The 24425-nt window shown below is 69.8% G+C and carries 20 protein-coding genes and 1 pseudogene; 2 read left to right on the top strand and 19 right to left on the bottom strand.

Translation table 11 applies throughout. From position 1 onward, the window contains the following. Positions 1-54 precede the first annotated feature (54 nt). From ACZ5PO_RS30825 to ACZ5PO_RS30870, 10 genes and pseudogenes are all read right to left on the bottom strand, one after another. Positions 55-870 carry an ABC transporter ATP-binding protein gene (locus tag ACZ5PO_RS30825; RefSeq protein ID WP_464186240.1) on the bottom strand — a complete coding sequence of 272 codons (816 nt, stop codon included), beginning with the start codon at positions 868-870 and terminating at the stop codon, positions 55-57. Next, positions 870-1931: an ABC transporter ATP-binding protein gene (locus tag ACZ5PO_RS30830; RefSeq protein WP_464186242.1), complete on the bottom strand. Its 1062-nt coding sequence runs from the start codon at positions 1929-1931 to the stop codon at positions 870-872. The genes ACZ5PO_RS30825 and ACZ5PO_RS30830 overlap by 1 nt, the downstream gene beginning before the upstream one ends. Next, positions 1931-2755 carry an ABC transporter permease gene (locus tag ACZ5PO_RS30835; RefSeq protein ID WP_464186244.1) on the bottom strand — a complete coding sequence of 275 codons (825 nt, stop codon included), beginning with the start codon at positions 2753-2755 and terminating at the stop codon, positions 1931-1933. The genes ACZ5PO_RS30830 and ACZ5PO_RS30835 overlap by 1 nt, the downstream gene beginning before the upstream one ends. A gap of 18 nt (positions 2756-2773) precedes the next feature. Further along, on the bottom strand, positions 2774-3799 hold the full coding sequence (locus tag ACZ5PO_RS30840; protein WP_464186246.1) for an ABC transporter permease: 1026 nt from the start codon (positions 3797-3799) through the stop codon (positions 2774-2776). A 28-nt stretch (positions 3800-3827) separates the two neighbouring features. Then, positions 3828-5441: an ABC transporter substrate-binding protein gene (locus ACZ5PO_RS30845; protein ID WP_464186247.1), complete on the bottom strand. Its 1614-nt coding sequence runs from the start codon at positions 5439-5441 to the stop codon at positions 3828-3830. A 39-nt stretch (positions 5442-5480) separates the two neighbouring features. Then, a pseudogene (locus tag ACZ5PO_RS30850) lies at positions 5481-7063 on the bottom strand (hydantoinase B/oxoprolinase family protein). After that, the gene (locus ACZ5PO_RS30855; protein WP_464186248.1) at positions 7060-9075 is read right to left on the bottom strand and encodes a hydantoinase/oxoprolinase family protein; all 2016 of its coding nucleotides are present in this window, start codon (positions 9073-9075) and stop codon (positions 7060-7062) included. The pseudogene ACZ5PO_RS30850 and the gene ACZ5PO_RS30855 overlap by 4 nt, the downstream one beginning before the upstream one ends. 175 nt (positions 9076-9250) lie before the next feature. After that, positions 9251-10012 (bottom strand): IclR family transcriptional regulator, encoded by a 762-nt coding sequence (locus ACZ5PO_RS30860; RefSeq protein WP_464186250.1) that lies wholly within the window; start codon positions 10010-10012, stop codon positions 9251-9253. Between the two features lie 73 nt (positions 10013-10085). Continuing rightward, positions 10086-10463, bottom strand: a complete 378-nt coding sequence (locus tag ACZ5PO_RS30865) for a nuclear transport factor 2 family protein (RefSeq protein WP_464186253.1) — start codon at positions 10461-10463, stop codon at positions 10086-10088. A gap of 31 nt (positions 10464-10494) precedes the next feature. Further along, the gene (locus ACZ5PO_RS30870; RefSeq protein ID WP_464186254.1) at positions 10495-11799 is read right to left on the bottom strand and encodes an aminotransferase class III-fold pyridoxal phosphate-dependent enzyme; all 1305 of its coding nucleotides are present in this window, start codon (positions 11797-11799) and stop codon (positions 10495-10497) included. A gap of 180 nt (positions 11800-11979) precedes the next feature. Between ACZ5PO_RS30870 and ACZ5PO_RS30875 the strand changes: the two genes are divergently transcribed. Then, the gene (locus ACZ5PO_RS30875; protein ID WP_464186256.1) at positions 11980-13632 is read left to right on the top strand and encodes an AMP-binding protein; all 1653 of its coding nucleotides are present in this window, start codon (positions 11980-11982) and stop codon (positions 13630-13632) included. A gap of 46 nt (positions 13633-13678) precedes the next feature. Here the strand turns inward: ACZ5PO_RS30875 and ACZ5PO_RS30880 are convergent, their stop codons facing one another. Further along, positions 13679-14092, bottom strand: coding sequence for a PIN domain-containing protein (locus ACZ5PO_RS30880; RefSeq protein WP_464186257.1), 414 nt, complete (start codon positions 14090-14092; stop codon positions 13679-13681). A gap of 5 nt (positions 14093-14097) precedes the next feature. After that, the gene (locus tag ACZ5PO_RS30885; protein ID WP_464186258.1) at positions 14098-14355 is read right to left on the bottom strand and encodes a type II toxin-antitoxin system Phd/YefM family antitoxin; all 258 of its coding nucleotides are present in this window, start codon (positions 14353-14355) and stop codon (positions 14098-14100) included. Positions 14356-14574: 219 nt separating this feature from the next. Between ACZ5PO_RS30885 and ACZ5PO_RS30890 the strand changes: the two genes are divergently transcribed. Next, positions 14575-17700 carry a UvrD-helicase domain-containing protein gene (locus ACZ5PO_RS30890; protein ID WP_464186259.1) on the top strand — a complete coding sequence of 1042 codons (3126 nt, stop codon included), beginning with the start codon at positions 14575-14577 and terminating at the stop codon, positions 17698-17700. Between the two features lie 21 nt (positions 17701-17721). Here the strand turns inward: ACZ5PO_RS30890 and ACZ5PO_RS30895 are convergent, their stop codons facing one another. The 7 genes from ACZ5PO_RS30895 to ACZ5PO_RS30925 all read right to left on the bottom strand — a co-directional run bounded on the left by ACZ5PO_RS30895 (position 17722) and on the right by ACZ5PO_RS30925 (position 24389). Then, positions 17722-18705, bottom strand: coding sequence for an ABC transporter substrate-binding protein (locus tag ACZ5PO_RS30895; RefSeq protein ID WP_464186261.1), 984 nt, complete (start codon positions 18703-18705; stop codon positions 17722-17724). A 40-nt stretch (positions 18706-18745) separates the two neighbouring features. Next, positions 18746-19663 (bottom strand): ABC transporter substrate-binding protein, encoded by a 918-nt coding sequence (locus ACZ5PO_RS30900; protein WP_464186262.1) that lies wholly within the window; start codon positions 19661-19663, stop codon positions 18746-18748. Then, the gene (locus ACZ5PO_RS30905) at positions 19663-20805 is read right to left on the bottom strand and encodes an LLM class flavin-dependent oxidoreductase (RefSeq protein WP_464186264.1); all 1143 of its coding nucleotides are present in this window, start codon (positions 20803-20805) and stop codon (positions 19663-19665) included. The genes ACZ5PO_RS30900 and ACZ5PO_RS30905 overlap by 1 nt, the downstream gene beginning before the upstream one ends. Positions 20806-20825: 20 nt before the next feature. Beyond that, on the bottom strand, positions 20826-21926 hold the full coding sequence (locus ACZ5PO_RS30910) for an ABC transporter substrate-binding protein (RefSeq protein ID WP_464186265.1): 1101 nt from the start codon (positions 21924-21926) through the stop codon (positions 20826-20828). Between the two features lie 119 nt (positions 21927-22045). Then, on the bottom strand, positions 22046-22816 hold the full coding sequence (locus ACZ5PO_RS30915) for an ABC transporter ATP-binding protein (protein WP_464186267.1): 771 nt from the start codon (positions 22814-22816) through the stop codon (positions 22046-22048). Beyond that, positions 22789-23622, bottom strand: coding sequence for an ABC transporter permease (locus tag ACZ5PO_RS30920; protein WP_464186269.1), 834 nt, complete (start codon positions 23620-23622; stop codon positions 22789-22791). Before ACZ5PO_RS30920 ends, ACZ5PO_RS30915 begins: the two co-directional genes overlap by 28 nt. Further along, positions 23619-24389: an ABC transporter permease gene (locus tag ACZ5PO_RS30925; protein WP_464186270.1), complete on the bottom strand. Its 771-nt coding sequence runs from the start codon at positions 24387-24389 to the stop codon at positions 23619-23621. The genes ACZ5PO_RS30920 and ACZ5PO_RS30925 overlap by 4 nt, the downstream gene beginning before the upstream one ends. Between the last annotated feature and the right edge of the window lie 36 nt (positions 24390-24425).

Here is a 24425-nt window from a genome sequence, read left to right on the forward strand (position 1 = left end):
GGGACGGAATAGCGTAAGATAAGCCGTTCCAACGGCTTACAGTAGTCGGCGGAATCAGGCCCGCAGGTCGCCAGGTGCCGCGCGCCGCCGGCCCAGCACCGGAATCGCGGCGATCAGCGTGCGTGTGTAGGCGTGCTGGGGATCGCCGAACACGGCGGCGGTCGAGCCGCTCTCCACCACCTTGCCCTTCAGCATGACGAGGATGCGGTCGCTCATCAGCCGCACCAGGTTGAGGTCGTGGCTGACGAAGATATAGGTCATGCCCATCGTCTGCCGGAGCTGCATCAGGGTCTGCACCACGTGGGCCTGCAACGAGGCGTCGAGGGCCGAGGTGGGCTCGTCGAGGATCAGCAGCTCGGGTTCGAGCACGATGGCGCGGGCGATGTCGACGCGCGCCCGCTGACCGCCGGAGAGCTGGTGCGGGTAGCTCGCCAGCAGCGCCGCCGGCAGGCCCGCCCGCTGCGCTGCGCGTTCGACCAGGGTGCGGGTGTTGGCCCGTTCGTCGGCGGTGCCGAGCTGCCGCACCGGATCGGCGATGGCCGCAAAGGCCGTGAAGCGCGGGTTGAGGCTCGCCAGCGGATCCTGGAACACCATCTGCATCCGGCGTCGGGCCGGTTGGCGGCTGAAGCGCACGCCGGTGAGGTCGCTCACATCCTCGTCGCGGAAGATCACATTGCCGCTGGTCTGAGGCATCAACCGCGCAGCGATGCGGGCGAGCGTCGACTTGCCGCTGCCGGACTCGCCGACGATGCCGACGATCTCGCCCGGCAGCACGTCGAGGCTCACCGCATCGACGGCGGTGAGCCGGGCGCCGCCGCCAAAGTCGAAAACCTTGCTCACGGCGCAGAGCTCGAGCAGCTTGGCTGCCATCACATGACCCTCGCGGCTGAGGCTCGCGGCGCCGTGGCGAACGACGGCTCCAGCGGACATTGGCAACGCACGACATGTGCCCGCCCGAACCTGCGCTCCGGCAGCGGCTGGTCACGGCAGGCGGCCGCGGCCCGCGGACAGCGCTCGGCGAAACGACAACGCGGCAGGTCGTTGCGCCTGAGGTCGGGCAGGCCACCGCCCATGGCCTTGAGCTCGCCGATGTCCTCCTTGCCGTAGGGCAGGCTGTCGAGCAGCATCCGCGTGTAGGGATGGCGCGGGCTGGCCAGCACCTCGCTCACCGGGCCCTGCTCCAGCACCTGGCCGGCGTGCAGCACGACGGCGCGATCGCAATACTCGCTCGCCAGCGCCAGGTCGTGGGTGATGAAGATCGCGGCCACGCCGCGTTCGCGGCACAGCGTCATGAGCAGGTCCATGACCAGCTGCTGGGTGGTGACGTCGAGCGCGCTGGTCGGCTCGTCGGCGATGATCAGGTCCGGCTCGCAGGCGAAGGCCGCCGCGATCATGATGCGCTGGCACATGCCGCCCGACAGCTCGGAGGGATAGGCCCTGAGCCGCTCGGCCGGCTCGTTGATGCCGATGCGGTCGAGCAGTGCGACGATGCGCGCCCTGGCGGCGGCGCGCGAAAGGCCACCGTGGTGGGTGCGCACGATGTCGACGAGGATGTCGCCGACGGTCTTGATCGGGTTGAGGCTCGCCTTGGCGTTCTGGAAGATCATGGCGATGCGCTTGCCGCGCGTCGCCTGCATGGCCTTGTCGGAGAGCGTCAGCAGATCGGCGCCGTCGAAGACGATGCGCCCGGCCTGAATGAGCGCGCGGCGGCCAAGCAGGCGCATCACGGACAGGCCGGTGATCGACTTGCCCGAGCCGCTCTCGCCGACGAGGGCCACGCATTCGCCCCGGCCGATGGCGAACGAGACATCGTCGAGGGCATGCACCGTCCCCGCCGCTGTCTCGAACCCCACCGTCAGGTGCTCGATGGCCAAGAGCGGGGTCGAAGGCTGCGGGCTCGAAGGCTGCGGCGTTGCGGTCTGCGCGGCCATCAGCTGCGGCGCCTCGGATCGATGACGTCGCGGATGCCGTCGCCGAGCAGGCTGAAGCAGAACACCGACAACACCAGCGCGAGGCCCGGAAAGACCACCACCCACCACTCGCCCGACAGCATCAGCGCCGCCCCCTCCTGGATCATGATGCCCCACTCGGGCGTGGGCGGCGCCACGCCGAGCCCGATGAAGGCGAGCCCGGAGGCATTGAGGATCGCCCAACCCAGATTGAGCGAGATCTGCACGATGACGGGCGGCAGCGAATTCGGCACCAGGAAGCGGAAGATGACGTTGGTGGCGCTGTTGCCCGTGATGACAGCTGCCTCCACGTAGCCGATCGATCGGCGCGCCATGATCTCGGCGCGGATCAACCGGAAATAGAACGGCAGGTTGATGATGGCCGTCGCCAGCACGATGCTCTTTACCGAGTTGCCGAAGACGGCGACCAGCGCCATGGCGGCCACGAACAGTGGAAAGGCCATCATGACGTCGACGACCCTGCTGAGGATGCGATCGAGCGCGCCGCCGACATAGCCGCTGACGGCGCCGATCGAGACTCCGACCACCGCCGAGATCGCCACCGCGGAGACGGCGATGGCGATGTCGAGGCGCGCGGCGACGATGACGCGGCTGAAGATGTCGCGCCCGAGGCCGTCGGTGCCGAACCAATGCCGGGCCGATGGCGGCATCAGCACCTCGGTGGCGCTCGTGGCCAGCGGGTCGTACGGCACCAGCGCCGGGCCGACGATGGCGACGAGGACCAGCAGCACGATCAGCACCGCGGCAACCGCCGTCACCAGGTTGCGCCGGACGATGAAGGTCAAGGCCGCGGCGCGCATCGCTCAGCCCTGGCCGTAGCGCGGGTCGACCGCGGACGAGATGAGATCGATGGCGAGCGTCATGACCACGAACAGGATGGCGACGATCAGCACGAACGCCTGCACCGGCGCATAGTCCAGCCCGATCAGCGCATTGATGGCGTAGGCGCCGATGCCCGGCCAGGCGAACAGTTTCTCGATCATGATGTTGGCGCCGATCATCGTGGAGAGCACCATGCCCATGGTGGCGAGCACCGGCAGCAGCGCGTTGGGCAGCGCGTAGCCCAGCAGCACCCGCGTCCTGGACAGGCCGAAGGCGCGCGAGGCGGTGACGTAGTCGCTGTCGAGCGCGTCGATCATGCCGCCGCGCATCATGCGCAGCAGTGGCGCGATGGCGAAGATGGCCATGGACGCGGCCGGCAGCACCATCTTGCCGAGCGCCGCCCAGAACAGCTCGACGTCGCCCGCCAGCAGGCAGTCGACGGTCATGAAGCCGGTGACCGTTGGCGGCGGCAAGGCCCATCCGGGCAACCGGCCGATCGGCTCGGGCGCCACCCCGGCCAGGAAGTAGAAGAGGTAGATGAGGATCAGGCCGAAGAAGAAGCCGGGCATCGCGGCTGCCGTCGACGACAGCACGCGGCAGAGCTGGTCGATCCAGCCATCGCGATGGACGGCGGCAAGGATGCCCAGCGGGATGGCGAGCCCGACCCCCATGACGAAGGCCAGAATGGCGAGCTCGAGCGTCGCCGGGAGCCGCTGGGCAAAGTCGGCGAGCACCGGCTGGCCGGTCAGCAGCGAATTGCCGAAATGGCCGGAGCCGAGCTCCACGAGGTAGCGCCAGAACTGCTCGAGGAGGCTCCTGTCGAGACCGAGCTGGCGGCGCACCGCCTCGATCTCCGCCGGTCCGGCATTGGGGCCGCTGGCATAGTAGACCGCCGGATCGCCCGGCAGCGACCGGATCAGCGCGAAGGTGACCACGATCACCCCGAACAGGATGGGGATCGTGGTCGCGATCCGCGCGATGAGGACTCTCAGTCCCTTGTGGCGCATGGAACGATCCGGAGCGGTGCGGCCTGCGTCATGCCTTGGTCAGATGCCTGAGCTCGAGCGCATTGTGGAACATGTAGGTGTAGCCGCCGACGGCCTTGCTCAGCGCCGTGTCCTGGAACGGCGACCACAGCGTGATCATCGGCACCTCCGCCTTGGCGATCTCGATCATGCGCTTGACCTTGGCGGCGTAGACCGCGGGGTCGGCCTCGAAGCGGGTCTCGGCCACCAGCTTTTCCATCTCGGGATTCTTGAAGTTGCCGTAGTTCCAGCGGGTGGTGCCGTTGTAGAAGATGCGGAAGAAGTAATCCGGGTTACGCAGCCAGGCGTTGCCCACGCCGATGAACATGGCGAGCTTCTTCTCGGTCTGCAGGGTACCGATCTGGCCGGCGGGCACCTTGTTGATCGTCACCTTGACGCCGATCTTGCCCAGCGCCTCCTGCATCAGGATGCCGATCGGCTCCGACAGCGTGGCGTCGCCCGCATCGATGGAGAACACCGTCTCGAAGCCGCTGCCGAGGCCGGCTTCAGCGAGCAGCGCCTTGGCCTTGTCGAGATCGGTGGCGTAAGGCAGCGGCGTCGGCCAGGCGGTGCCGTCAGTCGCGGAGGAGCCGCCGAACAGGGGCCGGCCGCGCTTGTAGAGCACCGACTCGAACATCTGCTGGTAGGGCGTGGCGTAGGCGACGGCCTGGCGCACCTTGACGTTGTCGAACGGCGCCATCTGGTTGTTCATGGCGATGAAGGTGATGCCGTTGGGATTGGGGATGCCGAGCACACGGGTCTGCCCGCCGGTCAGCAGGCTCTCGATGTCGCGGCCGGCGAGGCCGCGCACCAGGTCCGCTTCGCCGCGTTGGGCTGCCGCACGGCGGCTGGAGGCGATGGGCACGACCTGGCAGAGGATGCGCGCCTTGCTCTCGATGGCGCCATTCTTCCAATCGGCGAAGCGCTCCAGCACGAACTGCTGGCCGGCCTGGTAGCTCGCCAGCTTGAATGGGCCGCCGCCGGCGGTGTTGGCCTTGAGCCATTCCTGCGCCCACGGATCGCTCTCGGTGGCGTGCGCCTTGGCAACCTTGGAATTGAAGATGGCCGGGAAGACGATGGCCAGGTTCGGCAGCGTGAAGCGGTCGGCCTTCTCGGTGTCGACGCGGATGGTCATGTCGTCGACGACGACGAACTGTGCCGGATCGCGGAGCGAGCCGGTGCCCAACTGCGCCTTGGCGGTCGGCACCGCCATGCAGCGGTCGAGCGACCATTTGACGTCCGCCGCCGTCACCGGGCTGCCGTCGTGGAAGACGGCGCCGGGGCGCAGCTTGAAGGTGATCGAGCGGCCGTCCGGCGACACCGTGTAGCTCTCGGCCGCCTGGCCGACGATGGTGTCGTAATCGTAGGTGAAGGCGCCCGGCTCGCCCTCGATCGGCTTGCTGGCGAAGGTCACCAGCCGGTCGTAGACGTTCCAGGTGATGTTGACCGCAGCGGTATTGTAGCCGGTGCCCGCCGGATCGAAGGTGTTCGGCCCGTCCTCCAGCAGCACACGGATGACGTCGCTGCGGCTCTGCTGTGCCCAGGCTGGGCCGGCGCCGAGGCGCAACCCGAACAGCGCCGCACTTGCGGCGATGGTGCCGCCCAGGAACTCACGTCTCTGCATGTTGTGCTCCCCTCTTATTGGACGGACTGCTGCTGCGTCTCAATCTCCCGGCGGCGGCCCGTAGCCGCCACCGCCGCAGGTCTCGGCGACGACCAGATCGCCGGCGTTGATCCGGATGTTCTGCTTGCCGCTGAGCACCTGTTCGTGGCCCGACGCGGTGAGCAGCTTGACGGCGAACGGCAGCCCGGGCTCGCCGCCGGCCAGGCCGTAGGGCGGCACCACGGCGCGCTCGAACATGGTGGTGAGCGAGACGTCGTCGGCGCGCATGCGGTAGCCGCGGCGGATGCCGTCGCCGCCGCGGTGCGCACCGCGGCCGCCGGAAGCGCGGCGGATGGCCTGGAACTCGACGGTGATCGGATATTCCATCTCGATCACCTCCGCCGGCGTATTCATCACGTTGGCCAGGTGCACGCGGGTCGCGGCCATGCCGTCCCGATCGATACGGGCGCCCTCGCCCCCGAGTGCACCTCGTAGAACGTCGACCAGGCGCCATCCGGCCGCTGCATGCCGAAGATGAGCAGACCGGCGGTTGTGGGGCCGCCCGCGCTCATGCGATCCACCGCAACCGGGATCAGGCTGTCGAAGACGGCGTCCGCCACGCGCTGGCAGGTCTCGTGGTTGCCACCGACCACCGGCGCCATGGCCCCGGCGTCGAGGATCGAGCCCGGCCGCGTGACCACGTTGAGCGGCCGATAGCAGCCGGCGCTCGCCTGGATCTCCGGCCCGAACAGCGCCCGCATGACGTAGAACACCGCCGCCCCGGCAATGAAGCGCGTGGTATTGAGCGGCCCGGGCACCGCGTCGGCGCTCTCGGTGAAATCGAAGGTCGCCGCGTCGCCGGCGATGGTCACCGTGACGCGGATCGGCACCGGGGCGCCGCCGTTGCAGTCGTCGTCCATGTAGTCGACACCGGTGTAGGTGCCGTCGGGAATGGCCGTGATCGCCTCGCGCATCTGGCGTTCGGCACGGTCGTGGATGGCATCGAAGGCGGCGATCAGGAAATCGACGCCGTACTGGCCGTCGAGCTCGTCGAGCCGCCGCGCAGCCACCCGCGTGGCGGCGATCTGGGCGAGGATGTCGCCGCGCCGCTCGTCCGGGCCGCGCACGTTGGCCAGGATGAAGCCGATCTTCTCCTCGTCGATCGCGTCCGCCGCGACCAGGCGGACCGGCGGGATACGCAGCCCCTCCTGCCAGGCATCGCGCGCCGCCGCGTAATAGCTGCCGGGCATGGCGCCGCCGATGTCGGCCCAGTGCGCCAGGCTGATGGCAAAGGCGTAGAGGGTTGCGCCCGAGAACACTGGCCGGATCAGCTTGACGTCCGGCAGGTGGTTGCCGCCAACCTCCGGCGTGTTGACGATCCAGACGTCGCCGGGCGCCAGCCGCTCAGGCGGCACGACGCGGAGAAACTCGCGCACGGTGAAGCTCAGCACGCCCAGATGCACGGGCACGTCCTGGCCCTGCGCCACCAGGTAGCCGTGACGGTCGGTGAGCGCCGAGGAGTGGTCGCCCGCCTCGCGCAGCAGCGGCGAGCGGGCGGCCCGCATCACCACCATCGACATTTCCTCGGCGATGGCTGCGAGGCCGTTGCGGATGACTTCGAGCGAGACCGGGTCGAGGCTCATCGGGCAAGGCTCACGGTGATGTGGAGGTTGCCGCGCCCGTCCATCCAGGCGGTGTCGCGGGGGGGCACGATGACCGTCGACCACTCGTCCTCGATCACCAGCGGGCCCGGCATGCGGACGTCGACGGGCAGGCTGTCGCGGTCGAGCACCGGCACGCTGGCGCTGCTGCCATCTTCGAAGGTCACGATACGCGGCGTGCCCGCTGCCGTTGGTGCAGTGCCCGCGCCGGCGATGCTGTGCGGCTGGCTCTGCCGTTCCGGCGCCGACACCTCGGTGCGCACCGAGACGAGCTCCCACGGCTCGCCGGTGGCGTAACCGTAGAGGGCGCGGTGGGCCTCGTCGAACTGGCGCCCCAGCGCCTGCGGGTCGTCGAGGGCAGCCGCGGCGATCGGCGTCTCGTAGCTCTGGCCGCTGTAGCGGACACCGGCCGTGTGCAGCACCACGAGGGTCTCGCGGGCGTGGCCGGCGGCGGTGAGCGATGCGGCGAGTGCCTCGATCTGCCCGGCGAGCAGACCGTCGAGGCGCGCCCGATCCCACGCCGTCGATCTCATGTTGATCGTAAGCTGGCGCGCATAAGACATTGTCGCATCGACACAACCAAGCGCGGAGAAGCCGCCGGAGAAGGCCGGGATGACGACCCGGCCGATGCCGCACAGGCGCGCCACCTCGGCCGCGTGCATGGGACCGGCGCCGCCGAAGGCGATCATGTCGAACTGGCGGATGTCGAGCCCGCGCTCCACCGTCGCCCGGCGCAGCGCGCGCGCCATGTTGGCGCTGACCACGCGTGCGATGCCTACCGCGGCATCGACGAGCGTGAAGCCCATGTCGGCAGCCAGCCGGCCGACGACCTCGGCCGCGAGCGCGCTGGACAGCGTCACCGACTTGCCGAGCGTGCGGTCGGGGTTGAGGTAGCCGAGCAGGAGATCCGCATCGGCGACGGTCGGCTGCTCGCCGCCCTGGCCATAGCACGCCGGCCCGGGGCTCGCGCCGGCGCTCTGCGGCCCGACCACGAGGGCACCGCTCACCAGCCGCGCGATGGAGCCGCCGCCAGCGCCGATCGAATCCACCGCCACCATGGGCATGCGGATGCGCTGGCCGCCGAGGTCGCGGTTGGCCGCAATCTGGGCCTTGCCCTCGACGATCAGGCAGACGTCGGTGGTGGTGCCGCCCATGTCGAAGGTGAGCGCATGGGTGATACCGAGCTCGCGGGCGGTGCGGCAGCTGGCCGAGACGCCTGCGGCGGGACCGGACATGGCCAGCATCAGCGGCCGCTCGGCAATCAGCTCGGGCGAGGCCATGCCGCTCGCCGAGTGCATCAGGTGAACGCGGCTGGCCTCCGGCTTGCGCTCGGCGATGCGGGCCAGGTGCTGCTTGATCTTGGCCATCATCATGGCGTTCAGCACGGTGGTGCTCATGCGCTCGAACTCCCGGAACTCCGGGCTCAGCTCATGCGACAGGCTGACGTTCGGGATCCGCCGGCGCAGCGCAGCGCCGAGGCGCAGCTCGTGCTCGGGATTGGTGAAGGCGTGCAGCAGGCAGACCGCGACGGTGTCGAGGCCGGCGGCCCGCACCTCGGCGACCACGCGCTCGATCTCCGCTTCCGTGAGCTTCGCGACGACGCGGCCGTCATGCGCCATCCTCTCGCTCACCTCGAAGCGGTGGGCCGGCGCCACCAGCGGCGCGGCGCGCGGCATGAGGTCGAGCCGGTAGAGATGGCGGCGGGAGCCGCGGCCGATCTCGATGGTGTCGCTGAAGCCGCGGGTGGCGATCAGGCCGCACGGGCGGAAGCGCTGCTCGACGATGTCGTTGGTGACGATGGTGGTGCCGTGGACGATCTCCTCCACCTCGTCCCAGGCGAGATCCACCGCGGCAATGGCGTCGACGATGGCCCGCACCGGCTCGGCCGGGCGGCTCGGCACCTTGGCGGAGCGGCGCGCGGAGCCGTCGCCCGCCACCGCGATGACGTCGGTGAAGGTGCCGCCGATATCGATTCCCAGACGCCAGCCAGCCAACCGGATTTCTCCACTCGATTTCGAAAAACGAAAACTAATCTCTTTTTACGGAAATCCGGGTGACAGGGTCAAGCCCGGCCGTGGCGCGTTTTTGAGCATGCAGGGCCGCCAACCGCCCATGTCTCAGGCGATCGGGGCCACGCCGCAGCTGAAGGAAGGAGAGGAAAAGGAGCCGTCAGCCCCGGTCGCGCAGGGCGCGGCTCAGGCGCTGGCAGGCGCTGAGCAGGCGCGTCTCGACAGTCGCTGGCTTGATCTGCGAGAAGCGATCGGCGAGGCCGAAGATGGTCAGCGCGTAGGACAGCCCCGTGCGCCGGTCGTGCACGGCGCCGGAATAGCTCAGGATGCCTGGGTCGAACTCGTTGTCGCAGATGGCCATGTGGCGCTTGCGGGCGAGCGCGATGTCGGCCCGGATCTCCGCCTCGTCGATCTTGGTGTTCGGCGTGTAGGCCTGCCGCGGCAGCTTCAGATAGCGGTCGACGAACTCGTCGCTCTGCAACGCCAGCAGGATCTTGCCGGAGGCGGCGGCGTGCAGCGGCATGCCGCGCCCCGGCTGCACGTAGGACTGGCCCTGGGATTCGGGTATGCCGATGGCCAGGATCTCCACCTGGCTGCCGACCAGCCGGGCCAGGAAGGCGGTCTCGCCGAAGGTGTCGGCCAGTTCCTTCAGCACCGGCTTGGCGGCCGAGGTGACGTCCGCATCGCCGGTCATCACCGCCGCGATCCGCCACATGCGCTCGCCGAGCGCAAAGGAGCGCGCATTGACCTTGCGCACCAGCCCCACCCCGGTGAGGGTCGCGAGCTGCCGGTGGACCGTGGCGACGACGAGCTCGGTTGCCGTGGCGATCTCGCTCAGGCTCAGCCCCTCGGGCGCCCCGGCCAACACCTCCAGGATGCGGAACGAGCGGCCGATCGGCGAGTCGTCGGCTTCATCGGTCATGCGGACATCGTGCTCCGGGCCCGGCGCTGTTCTGCGCGGATGGCCGGGTCGAAAGCCCGACCATCACGAATCGTCAATCCAGCGTGTGCCAGAGCTTCGATACGATCCGCCAGCGGCCGTCGACCTTGAGGAGCGACAAGTCGGTGACGAAGTGCATCGGCAGATAGCAGTCGCGCACGCGGACGAACGCCGTCGTCGGGCTCGCCACGCTGAGCAGGACGATCTCGTCGTCGCGCGTATCGCCCTGCGAGGCGGACGATGCCCGTCCTGCGACGCGAGCCATGTAGGGCTCGTAGTCGAGGGTCAGGAGCTTGCCTTCGCTCAGCGTGAACAGCCGGCAGGCGGGGTGGAACACCTCGCGGAACTTGGCGACGTCGCCCTCGTAGAGCGCGTCGAAATAGTCTTGCACGACCTGCCTGACGGCAGCCTCGTCGGACGTGATGTCGGGCATGATGCTCCCCTCTCCGGATCGGTCGGCGCCGTCAGACGGCGCGGCGGGCGAACTCTTCATCGGCGACGCCGAGCGCGTCGTCGAGAACATCGAGTAGCAGCTCCAGCTCCGCCTCCTCCATCAGCAGCGACGGGGCCAGGAACAGCGAGGTTTCCTCGCCGCTGGTGCCGATGACCACGTCCTGGGCAAGCGCCCGGGCCGCCACCTTGCTGGCGACCGGCTCCGCGGCCGTGTCCGCCTTCCAGTCCTTCCAGTGCGGGCCGTGCAGCTCGATGGTCCAATGCAGGCCGCGGCCGTCGACCCGCGCCACGCTCGGATGGGCCTGGGCGATGGCGACCAGGCGTTCGCCGACGCGCGCGCCGAGGCGGGCGACCCGCTCGAGGAGCTTGTCGCGGGCAATGATCCGGAGGTAGGTGCGCACCGCGGCCATGGCGATGGGATGGCCGCGGAAGGTGCTGTAGGCCTGCCAACTGGTCCGGTCCAGCCGTTCCACCAGCTCCTTGGACAGGATCACGGCGCCGATCGGCGCGCCGCCGCCGGCCAGCGCCTTGCCCATGGTCACCATGTCGGGCCGGCTTTCGCCACCCTGGAAGGCGAACCAGCGGCCGCTGCGGCCCGCGCCCGTCACCACCTCGTCGGCGATCCAAAGTGCGCCGGCCTCACGGGCGGCGGCGGCCACCCGGTCCTGGTAGGCGCCGTCGTGGTAGATGCCGCCCTGGGTATAGTCGATGATGACGGACGACACGTCCGCCAGCTTGGCCCGCATGGCCTCGGGCGAGTCCTCCGGCAGCTCGACGACGCGCTCCCCGTAGAGCGAGCCCATCGGCGCCGACAGCACGCGGACCGGCGCTCCCGCGGCGGCGCGGCTGACGCCGCCGTCCATGTGCGACAGCCCGCCGTGCCACTGCGGCTGCACCGTCACGTCGCGGGCGAGCCCGGTGAGGCCGTGATAGGCGCGCTCGCGCGTGGCGATCGCGGCGCGGCCGGTGAGCGCCTGGCCGAGGGAGAGCGCCAGGTCGTTGACCTCGCTGCCGCTCAGGCCGAAGCGCACGGCGCCGACCCAACCGTGCTCGCCGGCGAAGGCCACGTCGATCAGGTCCTCGGCCGCCTTCTCGCGCTCGCGCCACGACCAGCCCTCGCTGATGGCGGGATAGGCGGCAGCCTCGCGGATGGCCGCGACGATCTCCGGATGGCCGTGGCCGAGGGCGCCGGCGGAATTGCTGCCGTCGAGAACGCGACGGCCATCGTCCAGCTCGAAATACGACCCCTTGCCGCCGAGGACCGAGACGACGGTTTCCGAGCCCGCGTTGAGGCCGGTGCTGAGCAGACGCTTCATCGGGCCGGTGCTCCCTGGACCGCAAATTGCAAGGGCCGGCCCACACGAGGCCCGGCGGCTGACAGGGCTGTTCAGACCACGAAATTCAGCTTTTTGCAATCTTATTCCGAAAATCGCTATCGTGGCGCGCCAGGGGGCGTTAACCTGCCACCACGCCGTCACGCTCGTCCGCGAGGTCAGATGCCGCCCGCCCTCCTATCGCCCTATCCGCAGCGGGGCATCGACGAGAACCTGGAGCTCCAGGCCCACGCTCGCCCGGACCATACGGCCATCGTCTTCTATGGGCGGGAGCTGAGCTATGCAGCGCTGTGGCGCGACGTGGAGGCCCTGGCGGGCTTCCTCATGCGCGCGCTGGGCGTGCGGCCCGGCGACCGGGTGGCCGTCGACCTCCAGAACAGCCCGCAGTACGTCACCGCCTACTACGCCATTCTGCGCGCCGGTGCCGTGGTGGTGCCGCTCAACCCGATGTACCGGGCCGACGAGGTCGCGAAGATCCTCGCCGACAGCGGCGTCACCATCGCCATAGTGGCCGGCGACCTCGTCGACCGCTTCTCGGGGTGGCCCGGGGCCGAGCGGCTGCGCCTCATCGTTGGCCGCTACGCCGACGCCCTGCCCGCCCGGCCGGCGGCGCCGACGCCGGCCTTCATGCACCTCCCCGCCCCCGACCTCGCGGCCGATCCGCGCCTCGTCGCCTGGGCCGACGCCATCGCGACGGACTGCCGGACGGTGCCGCTCAACCAGCCCGGCTCGCTCTGCGTGATGCCCTACACGTCGGGCAGCACCGGCCAGCCGAAGGGTTGTCCGCACACCCACGCCAGCGTCATGCACACGGCTGCACTGCAGGCGGAATGGTACGGGCTGTCGGCGGCGAGCGTCGCCACCGCCGTGCAGCCGCTGTTCCACGTGGCCGGCATGCAGGCGACCCTGAACGGCGGCATCTACGCCGGCGCGACCCTGCTGATCATGGCCCGCTGGGACGCTGCGGCCGCCGTCGAGCTGTTCAGCCGCTACCGGCCGACCTTCTTCAACGCGCCGCCGACCATGGTCGTGGACCTGCTGTCGCAGCCTTCGTTCTCAGAGAGCGCGCTCGCAAGCGTCAAGGTCGTCTCGGGCGGCGGCACGGCGATGCCGGTCGCCGTGGCCGAGCAGCTGGAGCGCCGCTTCGGCCTCGTCTACGTGGAGGGCTACGGCATGAGCGAGACCATGTCGCCCACCCACATCAACCCGATCGACGCGCCGCGCGCCGGCAGCGTCGGGGTGACCGTCCCGCAGACCATCTCCTGCATCGTCGACCCGGAGACCCTGGCACCGCTGCCCGACGGCGAGGTCGGCGAGATCCTCGTCGCCGGCCCGCAGGTGATCGCGGGCTACTGGAACAACCCGGACGCCGACCGGCAGTCGTTCGCCGTCGTCGACGGCTTGCGCATGCTGCGCACCGGAGACCTCGGCTATCGCACGGCGGACGGCTATTTCCACATCGTCGACCGCCTGAAGCGCATGATCAACGCCAGCGGCTTCAAGGTCTGGCCGGCCGAGGTCGAAGGCCTGCTGTTCGGCCACGAGGCGGTGGCGCAATGCTGCGTGATCGCTGCACCCGACGCCTACCGCGGCGAGACGGTGAAAGCGGTGATCGTCCTTAAGCCCGAGGCCAGGGGCAAGGTGAGCGAGGCCGACATCATCGCCTGGACGCGCGAGCGCCTCGCCGTCTTCAAGGTGCCGCGCCAGGTCGCCTTCGTCGACAGCCTGCCCCTGAGCGCGTCGCACAAGGTCGACTGGCGCGCGCTGCAGGCGCAGGCCGCAGCGGGGTGGAACGACACGGCCGCACGGCCATAGGCACCCTGCTCGAAAAAGCGGGCAGCGCCGGCCACGACAGCACGTCTCATCGTGCATTGTTGTCGAAGGGGTTCAAGGTCCGAACGCCAAGCCGCTCGAAGTCTCGGACGTTGCGCGTAACAACCGTGAGATTGTGAGCGATTGCGGTCGCCGCAATCATCGCGTCCTCGATCAATTCATTCGGCCTGCGGTGCATCAGACGTGCCCAGCACCGAAAGGCGCGCGCATCCATGACCAGGACGTTGTGGGTCTGCACAACCTGCTCCAGCCAGGCTTCGATCTCGGCCGCCTTGTCTCCGTCTTGCTCCCGCGTGATCTCGACGCCGGCCTGGATCTCGCCAATCGTCACGGCAGACACGTGCAGGTCCGTGTCAGCCACGCTTCGCAGCCAGGCGACGACGGCGCCGTGGGGGCGGACGCGGCGCAGCTCCGACACGACGTTGGTGTCGAGCAGATACATCGGTGTCAGGTGAGCTCTTGCGGCTCACGCCGCCGTCGTCCGCCCCGGTCAGGGACGTTCAACTCCCCTCGTCCCGTTTCCGCCAGCAGCAGCTGCTTCAACGTGGGCCGTGCGGCGCGCTGCAGCCTCCGCCAATCCTCCAAGGGAACGAGGATGGCCGCATCGGCCCCCCGCTTGCTCACCACCTGCGGCCCTTCCCTCAGGCAGGTATCGAGCAGCTCGCTGAAGCGGGCTTTCGCGTCCTGAACTGACCAGCTCTTCACGGTCTTGTCCTTCTCTGCGAAAGATACCTAGTTATATAACTAGTCAGATGCCCACGCCGACGCAACCCTGAGCAAACCTCCGACGGCGTCACCGGCCCGAACCGGCCGCGATCAATAGCGGTGGGTAAGACGTCCCGCGCCGTAGCGCCTCGATTGGCGGCTCTCTATCCTGCCGTGCGACGGACTCTCCGAAGCGGCCTGAGGGCGCCCACGCGCACCATGACCTTTCACGCCGACCTGCACGTCCACTCGAAGTATTCCCGCGCCACCAGCCGGGACCTCGACCTGGAACATCTCGCCTGGTGGGCGGCGCGCAAGGGCATCGCGGTGGTCGGCACGGGGGACTGCGTGCACCCGGGCTGGCTTGCCGAAATCAAGGACAAGCTCGAGCCCGATCCCACCTCCGCCGGCCTGTTCCGCCTGCGGCCCGAGATCGCGGCGGAGGTCGAGCGGACCTTGCCGCCGGCCTGCCGCACGCCCGTCCGCTTCATGCTCTCGACCGAGATCTCGACCATCTACAAGAAGGGCGAGAAGACGCGGAAAATCCATCACCTGATTTACGTGCCCGACCTCGACGCCGCCGACCGGCTGGCGGCGAGCCTGGGGCGCATCGGCAACATCGCGTCCGACGGGCGGCCGATCCTCGGGCTCGATTCGCGCGATCTGCTCGAGGTCGCGCTCGCTTCCGGGCCCCACTCCTACCTGGTGCCGGCGCACATCTGGACGCCGTGGTTCGCAGCACTCGGCTCGCAGTCGGGCTTCGATTCGATCGCGGACTGCTACGGCGACCTCGCGCACCACATCTTCGCCGTGGAAACCGGGCTGTCCTCCGACCCGGAAATGAACTGGCGCGTGTCGTTCCTCGACCGCTATCGCCTCACGTCCAATTCGGACGCCCATTCTCCGGGCAAGCTCGGGCGCGAGGCCACCCGCTTCTCCTGCGATCCGGACTATTTCGCCATCCGCCGCGCGCTGGAGACCGGCGAAGGCTATCGCGGCACGGTCGAGTTCTTCCCGGAGGAAGGCAAGTACCACATGGACGGGCACCGCGCCTGCGGCGTGCGGCTGGCGCCCAAGGAGACACTGGCGCTCGACGGCCATTGCCCGGTGTGCGGCAACCGCGTCACCGTCGGCGTCGCCCACCGCATCGAGATGCTGGCCGACCGCAGCGAGGACGAGGCCGTGCCGCCGTCGACCGCCGGCGAGATATCGAGCTTCGTGCCCCTGCCCGAGATCCTCGCCGAGATCATCGGCAGCGGCGTCGCCTCGAAAGCCGTCGGCCAGGCCTACGACCGGGCAACCGCGACCTTCGGCGCCGAGCTGTCGCTGCTGGGCGAGGTGCCGGTCGAAGACGTCAGGCGGACCGATGGGCTGCTGGCGGAAGCGATCACGCGGCTGCGCGCCGGCACAGTGGTCCGCCAGGCCGGCTACGATGGCGAATACGGCGTGATCCGGCTGTTCGAGGAGGGTGAGCTCGACCGGCTCACGCGGGGCGCGCTGCTGTTCGAGGCGCCGTTGCACCGGCGGACGCGAGCGCAGAAGCGACAGGCGGCAGCGCCAGCGCCGGGCGATGCCGCGGCCGACCCCGTGCCGCCCGCGACCCTGCCGTCCGGCCAGGCCGGACTGCTCGCAGCGCTCGACCCCGATCAGGCGCACGCCGCGGCGATGACCGGCGATCCCCTGATGGTCATCGCCGGCCCCGGTTCCGGCAAGACGCGCATGCTGATCCACCGCATCGCGCACCTGGTGCGCGAGCGCGGCGTGCCAGCGTCCTCATGCCTTGCCGTCACCTTCACGCGCAAGGCAACGGAGGAGCTGCGGAGCCGCCTGGCGGCACTGCTGCCCGACCAGGCGCGCGCGGTGGTGGTGCACAGCTTCCATTCGCTGGGGCTGGCGATCCTGCGCGCCCACGGCGCCGCGCTCGGCCTGGACGCCGATTTCCGCATCGCCGGCGAAGCGGAGCGACGGGCGGCGCTGGCCGCCGCGCTCGCCGTCACCGACAGCCGCGCCACGCGACTGGTCAGAGCCGTCTCCGTGCTGAAGCGGACCGGCAAGCCAGCCGAGGGCGAGGAGGCCCAAGCGCTGGCGACGCTCGAGCGGCTGGGCCGGGAGCAGAACTGGGTCGACTTCGACGACCTCGTCACGCGGGCCGTGGACCTACTGGAACGGGATGGTGATATCGCGGCGCTGTGGCAGGGGCGCTTCGCCCACATCACCGCCGACGAGTTCCAGGACGTGGACGAGCAGCAGTACCGCCTGCTGCGGCTCATCGCCGGCCCTGCCGGCAAGCTCTGCGTGATCGGCGACCCGAACCAGGCGATCTATGGCTTCCGTGGGGCCGATGCGACCTGCTTCGAGCGTTTCGCGGGCGACTATCCGTCGGCGCGCATGGCGCGGCTGACGCGCAACTACCGCTCGACCGGCACCATCGTCACAGCGGCCGCCCAGCTCGCCGGCACCGGCACGGACGGCATCGTCCGGCCGGCCGGGCAGCCGATCGTGCTGCACGCCGCCGCGACCGAGCAGGCGGAGGCGGAGTTCGTCGCCGCGACGATCGAAGAGCTTCTGGGCGGACACGACCTGCTCGCCGCCAACGGGGACGGCTCCCGCCGGACGGCCAGCGATGCGGCGCTCGGCTTCGCCGATTTCGCCGTTCTCTACCGCACCGATGCGCAGTCGGCGGCGCTCAGGGACGCCTTCGACCGGGCCGGCATTCCGTTCAAGAAGAGCTCACCCGCCCCGATCGCCGGCCATGCGGGCGTGGAGGCGATCCTCGCCGCGCTCGCGGATCAGGGCGACGAGACTGCGGCGCTCGATCTGCCCAGCCGTCTCGCCGCGGCAGCCGAAACGGCCCGGCGGCAGGACAAGGCCGAGACGGCGGCACTGGCCGAGGCGCGGGGCTGGCTCATCGCCCTCGCAGCGTCCGAGACGGTGGCGGGCGACATCGCCGCGTTGCGCGAACAGGCGGCGCTCGCCTCCGAGGCCGACTTTCGCGACGCCCGCGCCGACCGCGTCTCGCTCATGACCATGCACGCGGCCAAGGGGCTGGAGTTCGCGGTCGTCTTCGTCGTCGGCCTGGAGGACGGGCTGCTGCCGTTCTCGTGGGGCTCGGCCGACCCGCCGGACGAGGAACGGCTGGCCGAGGAGCGGCGCCTGTTCTACGTCGCCGTGACCCGGGCCAGGGACCGGCTGTTCCTCACCCGCGCGGCCGAGCGGTTCTGGCGTGGTGCGACGCGATCGCTGCCGCCCTCCCCGTTCCTCGGCGCCATCGCTGCGGACCTGACCACGACGCGGGCGCGAACTCAGCGGCGGCCGCGGCAGCCGCAGCAGTTCAGCCTGTTCTGAGACCGCCCGGCCGCGCCTCCTTCAACTCCGGCTGTCGCGGACATCCAGAAGCGTCTTGGAATAGTCGGGAGCCCGCGGGATGACGCCGTATTTGACGAACAGGGTGGCGGCACTCTGCAGGGTCGGCAGGATATCGGGCGTGACCGCGTGGACCACCCGGGAGGCCGGTGGCACGAAGAGCGGCGCGATCTTCGGATCGAGGTTGCCGAGCTTCTCCCACAGGCGCGCGGTGGCGCCGGGATCCTTGGCCGATTCGGCGGCGGACTCGCGCAGCGCCTCGAAGATCGCCTTGAGCGCCTTTGGGTGGTCCTTCGCGAACGGCTCGCGGGCGATGTAGATCAGCAGGTTCTCCGAGCCGACGTCGCGGCCGCTCACCAGCTTCTCGCCGTTGCCCTTGGCTTCGGCCGATGCGCCGAAGGTGCGCCAGGTCGCCAGCGCTTCGACCTGTCCGCCGTTGAAAGCGGCCAGCGCATCGGCGGGATCGAAATAGCTGATCTGCACGTCCTTGGGGCTGATGCCGGCCTTGTCCAGCGCCTTCAGCAGAACGTGGTGTCCCGACCCGCCCTTGTCGCTCGCGACCTTGCGTCCCTTGAGATCGGCGAGCGATTTGATGCCCGAATCCTTCTTGACCCAGATGCCTTCGCCATCGAGATCGGGCTCCTGGTAGGCGAAGATCTTGAACTTCGCGTTGCCGAGAAGCGCCGGCGCGGCGTTGGTGGACGTGGTGAAGGTGACGTCGACCTGCCCCGCGCTCAACGCCTCGTAGGGCGTGCCGGGATACGGGCCGCGCCAGACCAGCTTGGAGCCGGCCTCCGTCAGCTTGCGCTCGAACGTGCCGTTCTCCTTGGCCAGGTTCGAGGTCGTCAGGCCGCGGATGACGCCGTATTGCAGGTCGTAGGACGCTTCGCTCTGCGCTGCGGCAGGCTGGATCGCCACAGCCGACAGGGCCCCGGCAAGGACGGCGAATGACAGTCGCGCGCGGGCGCGGAGGAGGATGCGGGCCATCGGGTTGTTCCTGGTTCTGGGAGCTGGATGGAGGTGAGGCTCAGGCCGGCTGCACGACAGAGGACAGATCGAGCTGCAGCGGGCGCGATTGCGCGCGGGCCCAGATCGCGCGGCTGAGATCGTCGACGGTGTCTCCGATACTGACCGCGCGCACGATGCCGGCCGCCGCGAGCGCATCGACAACGTCCTGCTGCTCGGCCGCAAAGGCGGCATCCGCAGGCGAAAGGCCTTCGGCTCCGGCCTGGCGGCGGATGCCGCGCTCCAGCGCGTCGCGCGGGACGGGGCTGCCGTCCTCGAGCAGCGCGGCGGCCTCCGCCGGATGGGCGCCGAGCCAGCGGCCGGCGGCGTCGAGGGCGGCGACCACGCGCGCCAGCGTTGCCTGCGCCTGCTCCGCGACCTCCCGCCGGACGAAGGTGACGCTCCGGTTGCTCCAGACCTCCCCGGCCCGGACGAGAACGCGCAGGCCCGGCGCGTCGATCTCCTCCGGTCGCGCGACCCAGGCGTCCACGAGCGTCGTCTCGACGCGGCCCTGCGTGTCCACGAAACTCACCGGAACGATGTCGCCATAGGAGCGGCCGGCTTTGGCCAGCGCCAGCGCGACGAACGCGGTGTGCCATGAGCCGACGGCAAAGCCGACCCGGCGCCCGACGAGGTCGCCTACGGCGCGCACGGGCGATGCCTCGGGCACCACGATCGCGCCGGAATCCGGGCGCGGCTGTCCGACCGCCAGATAGACGATGTCGCCGCCGGCGGACTGGATCGTGATCGGCGGCGTCGCGCCGGTGAGCCCGACGTCGATCTCACCGGCCGCGAACCGCCGCGGCGTCTCGGTGCCGTGGCCGTAGGGGACCCACTCGACCTCGCTTCTCAGCTCCTCGCGAACATCGGCGAACGCCGGCGCTCGCAGCAGCACCGGCCCGGCCGGCGATTGCGGATGAATGCCGACACGCACGGCCATCACTTCGCCCCCACGCCGTTCAGCTGATTGTTGAAGGTGCGCACGGTCCGTCCCACCGGCTCTCGCTGCGAGGGCACCGGGCTGAGCGGCAGCAACGGCAACAGCTCGTCCGCGACGCGCAAGGCTTCCTCCGGCAGCGGATGATGCGACAGGATGAACTTGTCGACGCCGATGTCGTGGTACTCGATCAGCCGCGCCGCGACCTGCTGCGGCGTGCCGACCAGGGTGATGCTGGATCCGACGCGCAGCAGGCCGTAGCCGGCCCAGACGTTCGGGGCGATCTCCAGGTCGCGAGCGTGCTTGGGCAGGTTGCCGCCGTGCAGGGACGAGGCACGCTCCTGGCCCACCGATTGGCCGGCGCGCAGGCCCCGCTGCAGGGCATCGACCGCGCCCTGGTCGGCGTACCTGAGCATCGTGTCCACTTCCGCCCAGGCCTGCGCCTCGGTATCGCGCACGACAACGTGCACCGTCATCGCCGTCTCCACGTGGCGGCCGTGCCTGGCCGCCACCGCGCGGAACGCCGCGATATGGGCGGCGTGCTTGTCCAGCGGCTCCGCCCAACTGGCGTAGACGTCGCCGTGCCTGGCCGCGAGGTCGATCGCCACGTCGGACGAGCCGCCGATCCAGATCGGCGGGTATGGCGACTGAATCGGCGCGCCGACCGGCTGGCCACCGCGAATGTCGAGATGCTTGCCCTTGAAATCGATCGGCCCCGGAGCACCGCCGATGATGCGCCGGTACACGTCGAGATACTCCTCGCCGTAAGCGTAGCGTTCATCGTGCTGGAGGTGGACGCCCGCTGCGCCGAGCCCCGCATGACCGTTGACGATGTTGATGTCCAGCCGTCCCCCGGACAGGTGGTCAAAGGTCGTCGCCTGCTTCGCCAGCAGCGTCGGCGACAGGAGCGACGGGTGCACGGCGATCAGGAAGCGCATCCGCTCGGTGTGCGCGGCGAGGGTCGAGGAGATCACCCACGGATCCCATCCGCCTCCGGCCCCGGTCGCGACCAGCGCCCCGTGGAACCCCGACGCGTCGATCGCCGTGCCGAGCGCCTTCAGATAGCGGCGATCGACGTGCCGCGTCTTCGCCACGTTCCAGGGATACTGGCCGTCGACATAGAATACGTACCAATAGACTTCCATCGTCGTCTCTCGCGGAGTGATCAGCTGTTGGTTGCTTGCTGTTCGGCGTAGCGGGCGCGCGCCGCGCGCAAGGGGCGCGGGTCGATCCATGCCTCGATATCGACCGGCTTGCGGATGAAGCCGTGCCGCAGCAGGAAGTCGTGCTGCGATTGCAGCGCCGCGCGGCTCTCGTCCGACAGATCGATATCGAGCCCGTCGACGAGGTCCGGCCCCCAGCTCTGGTCCACCAGGGCCTCGGAGGTCTTGAACTCCTGCGCCATCAGCCGCGCGATGTCGGCTCGGCGATCGCGCGCCCAGTCGCGTGCGCGCAGAAGCTGGAGCAGGACCCGCGTCACGATCTCGGGGCGCTGCTCGACCAGGCTCGCGCTCACCGTCAGCACGTCCGGCGTGTCGTTGTTGACCCGGTCGAGGCGGCTTGTGGCCGCCGATCGATCGAAAATCGTCAGCGCACCAATCAGCCCCTCGAACTCGACGCCGTAGTGCGCCTGCGTGGCGATCGCGTCGACCTCACCGCGCACCAGGGGGAGCAGCAATTCGCGTCGCCGGGCGAGGCTGCGGTCGGCGGTCCACAGCGAGCCGTCCGGTGACAGCTTCGCCGTCGCGCCCGGCTGACTGCCCACATGTGAGATCTGCTCCACGAACGTCACATCGGCCAAGCCGAGGCCGGCGGACGCGAGAGCGGCCTCGTAGGTGCGCAGGGTCGAGGCGCGCCAATAGTCGATCGATGCGGTCGGGTTGCGCTGGATCAGCAACCGCCGACCCGCCAGATCCTTCGGCGAGCGGATGCCGCTCTCCGGCAGCGCCTGCACCTGCTGGCGCATGGTGACCCAGGAGACTCCGAGCAGCCGGGTCTCTGCACCTTCGCTGCGCGCCCAGAGCGGCGGGATGTTGCCGCCGTGGCGGAAGACGTCCGCCTTGGCGTGGGTGAAATGCGCGTTGCGGATGGCGTCGTCGCGCGAGTCTCCGAGCGATCGCCAGGCGAACGGCGCGCCGCCGTCGTGCCCCGCAAGGGCCTCGTGCAGCCAGCCGAGCTTCAGCGCCACCGCGAAGGGTGTCGGCACCGGGCACCGGGAATACCAGACGTCTTCATCGGAACGGACGGTCGCCGCCGCGTCGTGCATGAGGATGCCCTCGAAGTTGAAGGATCGGGAACTATTCCAGGAAATTACGATCTATTTTCAAAGGTCGCGGTCACGGGATAACTGACATGAGGGGCGACCCAGATAAAATTTCTCCAGCACTAGGACGCCTCAGCCATAAGATTGATCTCGCCTTGCGGCTGAGCCGTTTCAACGCCGAGCTCACGCAAGAATGTCTGTCGCAACTTCTCGAAATCTCGGGCGGCGCGCGTGCGCGGACGCTCGAAGCGGATCGGCATGTCGACAGCGATGCGCCCCTCGCGCATCACCAGAATCCGATCGGCGAGGACCAGCGCCTCGTCGACGTCGTGGGTGACGAGCAGAACGGCTGGGCGGTGCGCCTGCCACAGATCCAGCACCAGCTGCTGCATCTTGAGCCGCGTCAGCGCATCCAGCGCCGCGAACGGTTCGTCCAGCAGCAGCAGGTCCGGCTGCCGCACCAGCGCGCGCGCCAGAGCGGCACGCTGCGCTTCGCCGCCGGACAGCGTTCCCGGCCAGTCGTCGGCGCGCGCCTTCAGCCCGGTTTCCGCGAGCGCGGCCTCCGCCCGGCCGCGATCCCGCGGCAGGCCGAGCACCACGTTGCGCCAGACCCGGCGCCACGGCAGCAGGCGGGCGTCCTGGAAGACGACGCCGCGGCGTGACGGCACCTCGATCTGCCCCTCGTCCGGCCGATCGAGCCCCGCGAGCAGCCGCAGCAGAGTCGTCTTGCCGCAGCCGCTGGCGCCGAGCAGCGCCACGAACTCGCCGGGCGCGATGGCGAGCTCGACCTGCCGCAGCACGTCGCGGCCACCAAAGCGCCGCGTCGCCGCGCGAACCGCCACGAGCGGCTTCGCCGGATCATGCTCTAGTTCCCCGCGAACGACCGACGCCATGTCAGCAATCTCCATTCTGCGAAGCGCACGAGGCCGTCGGCCGCAAGGCCGAGCAGCGCGTAGATCAGCACGCACAGGATGACGACGTCGGTCTGCACGAACTCGCGCGACTGCGCGATCAAGGCGCCGATCCCGGTTGCCGCGCCCGCGATCTCGGACGACACCAGCGCGGCCAGCGCCCAGGAAAACGACAGGCGCGCACCGACCATGATCGAGGGCGTTGCCCCCGGCAGCACCACGTCGCGGACGATGCCGACACGGCCCACACCGAACGTGCGTGCCGCCTCCGCAAGCCGCGCGTCCACCGCGCGGATGCCCGCGGCCGTGTTCAGATAGAGCGGAAACATGGCGCCGAAGGCGACGAGCGCAATCTTTGCCGCCTCGTCCGCCCCGAACCAGAGGCTGAACATCGGCGCCAGCGCCAGAAATGGAATGGCGCGCAGCGCCTGCATCGTGCCGTCGAACAACTGCTCGCCGCGCGCCGACAGGCCGACCGCGACACCAAGACCGAGCCCGGCGATCGCCCCGAGGGCAAAGCCGAGCAGCAGACGGACCAGCGAGATGGCGACCGCCGGCGCCAGCGTTCCGTCGAGGGCGAGCCGCACGGCGGCGCGCGCGATCGCCGAAGGCGGCGGCAACACCGCCGGCGACACCAGCCCTGCCCGCCCCCCGACCTCCCACAGACCGAGCAGCACGAGCGGGACGACGGCGCGCCGCCAGCCCGACGTCGGCCAGCGGATGGCGGCACGCAGCGCGAAGGCGCGCCGGGACCGTGCCTCCGGCAGGCCGAGAGCCAGCGCCTTCATGCCGCGCGCACCCCGTTCCGCCAGGCCAGCTGCCATTGCTCCAGGCGATAGGCGGCCTGGTTCGCCGCCCAGCCGAGAACGGCGTAGATGGCGATGCACAACGCCATGACGTCGGTCTGCACGAAGCGGCGGGCATCGCCGAGCAGAGCGCCGATCCCGTTGGTCAGGTTGATCTGCTCGGCGATGACGAGGGCGATCACCGACATCACCAGCGAATAGCGCAGGCCGACGAGGATCGACGGCAGCGCACCCGGCACGAGCACGTCCCGTATGAGCCCCAACCGGCCGAGGCCCGCGACGCGGCCGGCCTCGATCAGCCGGGCGTCGATGTCGCGGATGCCGCTGAAGGTGTTGAGGTAGAGCGGGAAGAACGACGCGAAGGCCACGAGCGCGATCTTCGACGTTTCGGCGATGCCGAACCAGGCGATGAAGAGCGGCGCCAGCGCCACGAACGGAATCGTCCGCAGCATCTGCAACGTGCCGTCGAGCAGGTCCTCACCGAGCCGCCAGGCGCCGGACACCACGCCCGCGATGAGGCCGAGGCCGCCGCCGACGGCAAAGCCGAGCACGGCACGGCGCAACGATGCGGACAGCGCCTCCAGCAGCGTCCCGTCGGCCGCGAGCGTCCAGGCGGTGTCGGCCGTCTGCCAAGGCGAAGCCATGACGCCCTCCGGAATAAAGCCCAGCGCCGCCCCGGCCGACCAGAAGGCCAGCAGCAGCGCCGGCACCGTCAGGCGCAGGCCGATGGCGAGAGGATCGTTTCGCAAGTTCGCCCCTGCTCATGCGACGTTTGAAAGCGCGAT

It is taken from the genome of Chelatococcus sp. KU-N122, assembly GCF_055391085.1.

Excerpts from the sequence above, each read along its gene's own strand:
- ACZ5PO_RS30825 (WP_464186240.1), bottom strand. The coding sequence starts at position 870 with ATGGCAGCCAAGCTGCTCGAGCTCTGCGCCGTGAGCAAGGTTTTCGAC.
- ACZ5PO_RS30830 (WP_464186242.1), bottom strand. The coding sequence starts at position 1,931 with ATGGCCGCGCAGACCGCAACGCCGCAGCCTTCGAGCCCGCAGCCTTCG.
- ACZ5PO_RS30840 (WP_464186246.1), bottom strand. The coding sequence starts at position 3,799 with ATGCGCCACAAGGGACTGAGAGTCCTCATCGCGCGGATCGCGACCACG.
- ACZ5PO_RS30845 (WP_464186247.1), bottom strand. The coding sequence starts at position 5,441 with ATGCAGAGACGTGAGTTCCTGGGCGGCACCATCGCCGCAAGTGCGGCG.
- ACZ5PO_RS30860 (WP_464186250.1), bottom strand. The coding sequence starts at position 10,012 with ATGACCGATGAAGCCGACGACTCGCCGATCGGCCGCTCGTTCCGCATC.
- ACZ5PO_RS30865 (WP_464186253.1), bottom strand. The coding sequence starts at position 10,463 with ATGCCCGACATCACGTCCGACGAGGCTGCCGTCAGGCAGGTCGTGCAA.
- ACZ5PO_RS30870 (WP_464186254.1), bottom strand. The coding sequence starts at position 11,799 with ATGAAGCGTCTGCTCAGCACCGGCCTCAACGCGGGCTCGGAAACCGTC.
- ACZ5PO_RS30875 (WP_464186256.1), top strand. The coding sequence starts at position 11,980 with ATGCCGCCCGCCCTCCTATCGCCCTATCCGCAGCGGGGCATCGACGAG.
- ACZ5PO_RS30880 (WP_464186257.1), bottom strand. The coding sequence starts at position 14,092 with ATGTATCTGCTCGACACCAACGTCGTGTCGGAGCTGCGCCGCGTCCGC.
- ACZ5PO_RS30890 (WP_464186259.1), top strand. The coding sequence starts at position 14,575 with ATGACCTTTCACGCCGACCTGCACGTCCACTCGAAGTATTCCCGCGCC.
- ACZ5PO_RS30895 (WP_464186261.1), bottom strand. The coding sequence starts at position 18,705 with ATGGCCCGCATCCTCCTCCGCGCCCGCGCGCGACTGTCATTCGCCGTC.
- ACZ5PO_RS30900 (WP_464186262.1), bottom strand. The coding sequence starts at position 19,663 with ATGGCCGTGCGTGTCGGCATTCATCCGCAATCGCCGGCCGGGCCGGTG.
- ACZ5PO_RS30905 (WP_464186264.1), bottom strand. The coding sequence starts at position 20,805 with ATGGAAGTCTATTGGTACGTATTCTATGTCGACGGCCAGTATCCCTGG.
- ACZ5PO_RS30910 (WP_464186265.1), bottom strand. The coding sequence starts at position 21,926 with ATGCACGACGCGGCGGCGACCGTCCGTTCCGATGAAGACGTCTGGTAT.
- ACZ5PO_RS30915 (WP_464186267.1), bottom strand. The coding sequence starts at position 22,816 with ATGGCGTCGGTCGTTCGCGGGGAACTAGAGCATGATCCGGCGAAGCCG.
- ACZ5PO_RS30920 (WP_464186269.1), bottom strand. The coding sequence starts at position 23,622 with ATGAAGGCGCTGGCTCTCGGCCTGCCGGAGGCACGGTCCCGGCGCGCC.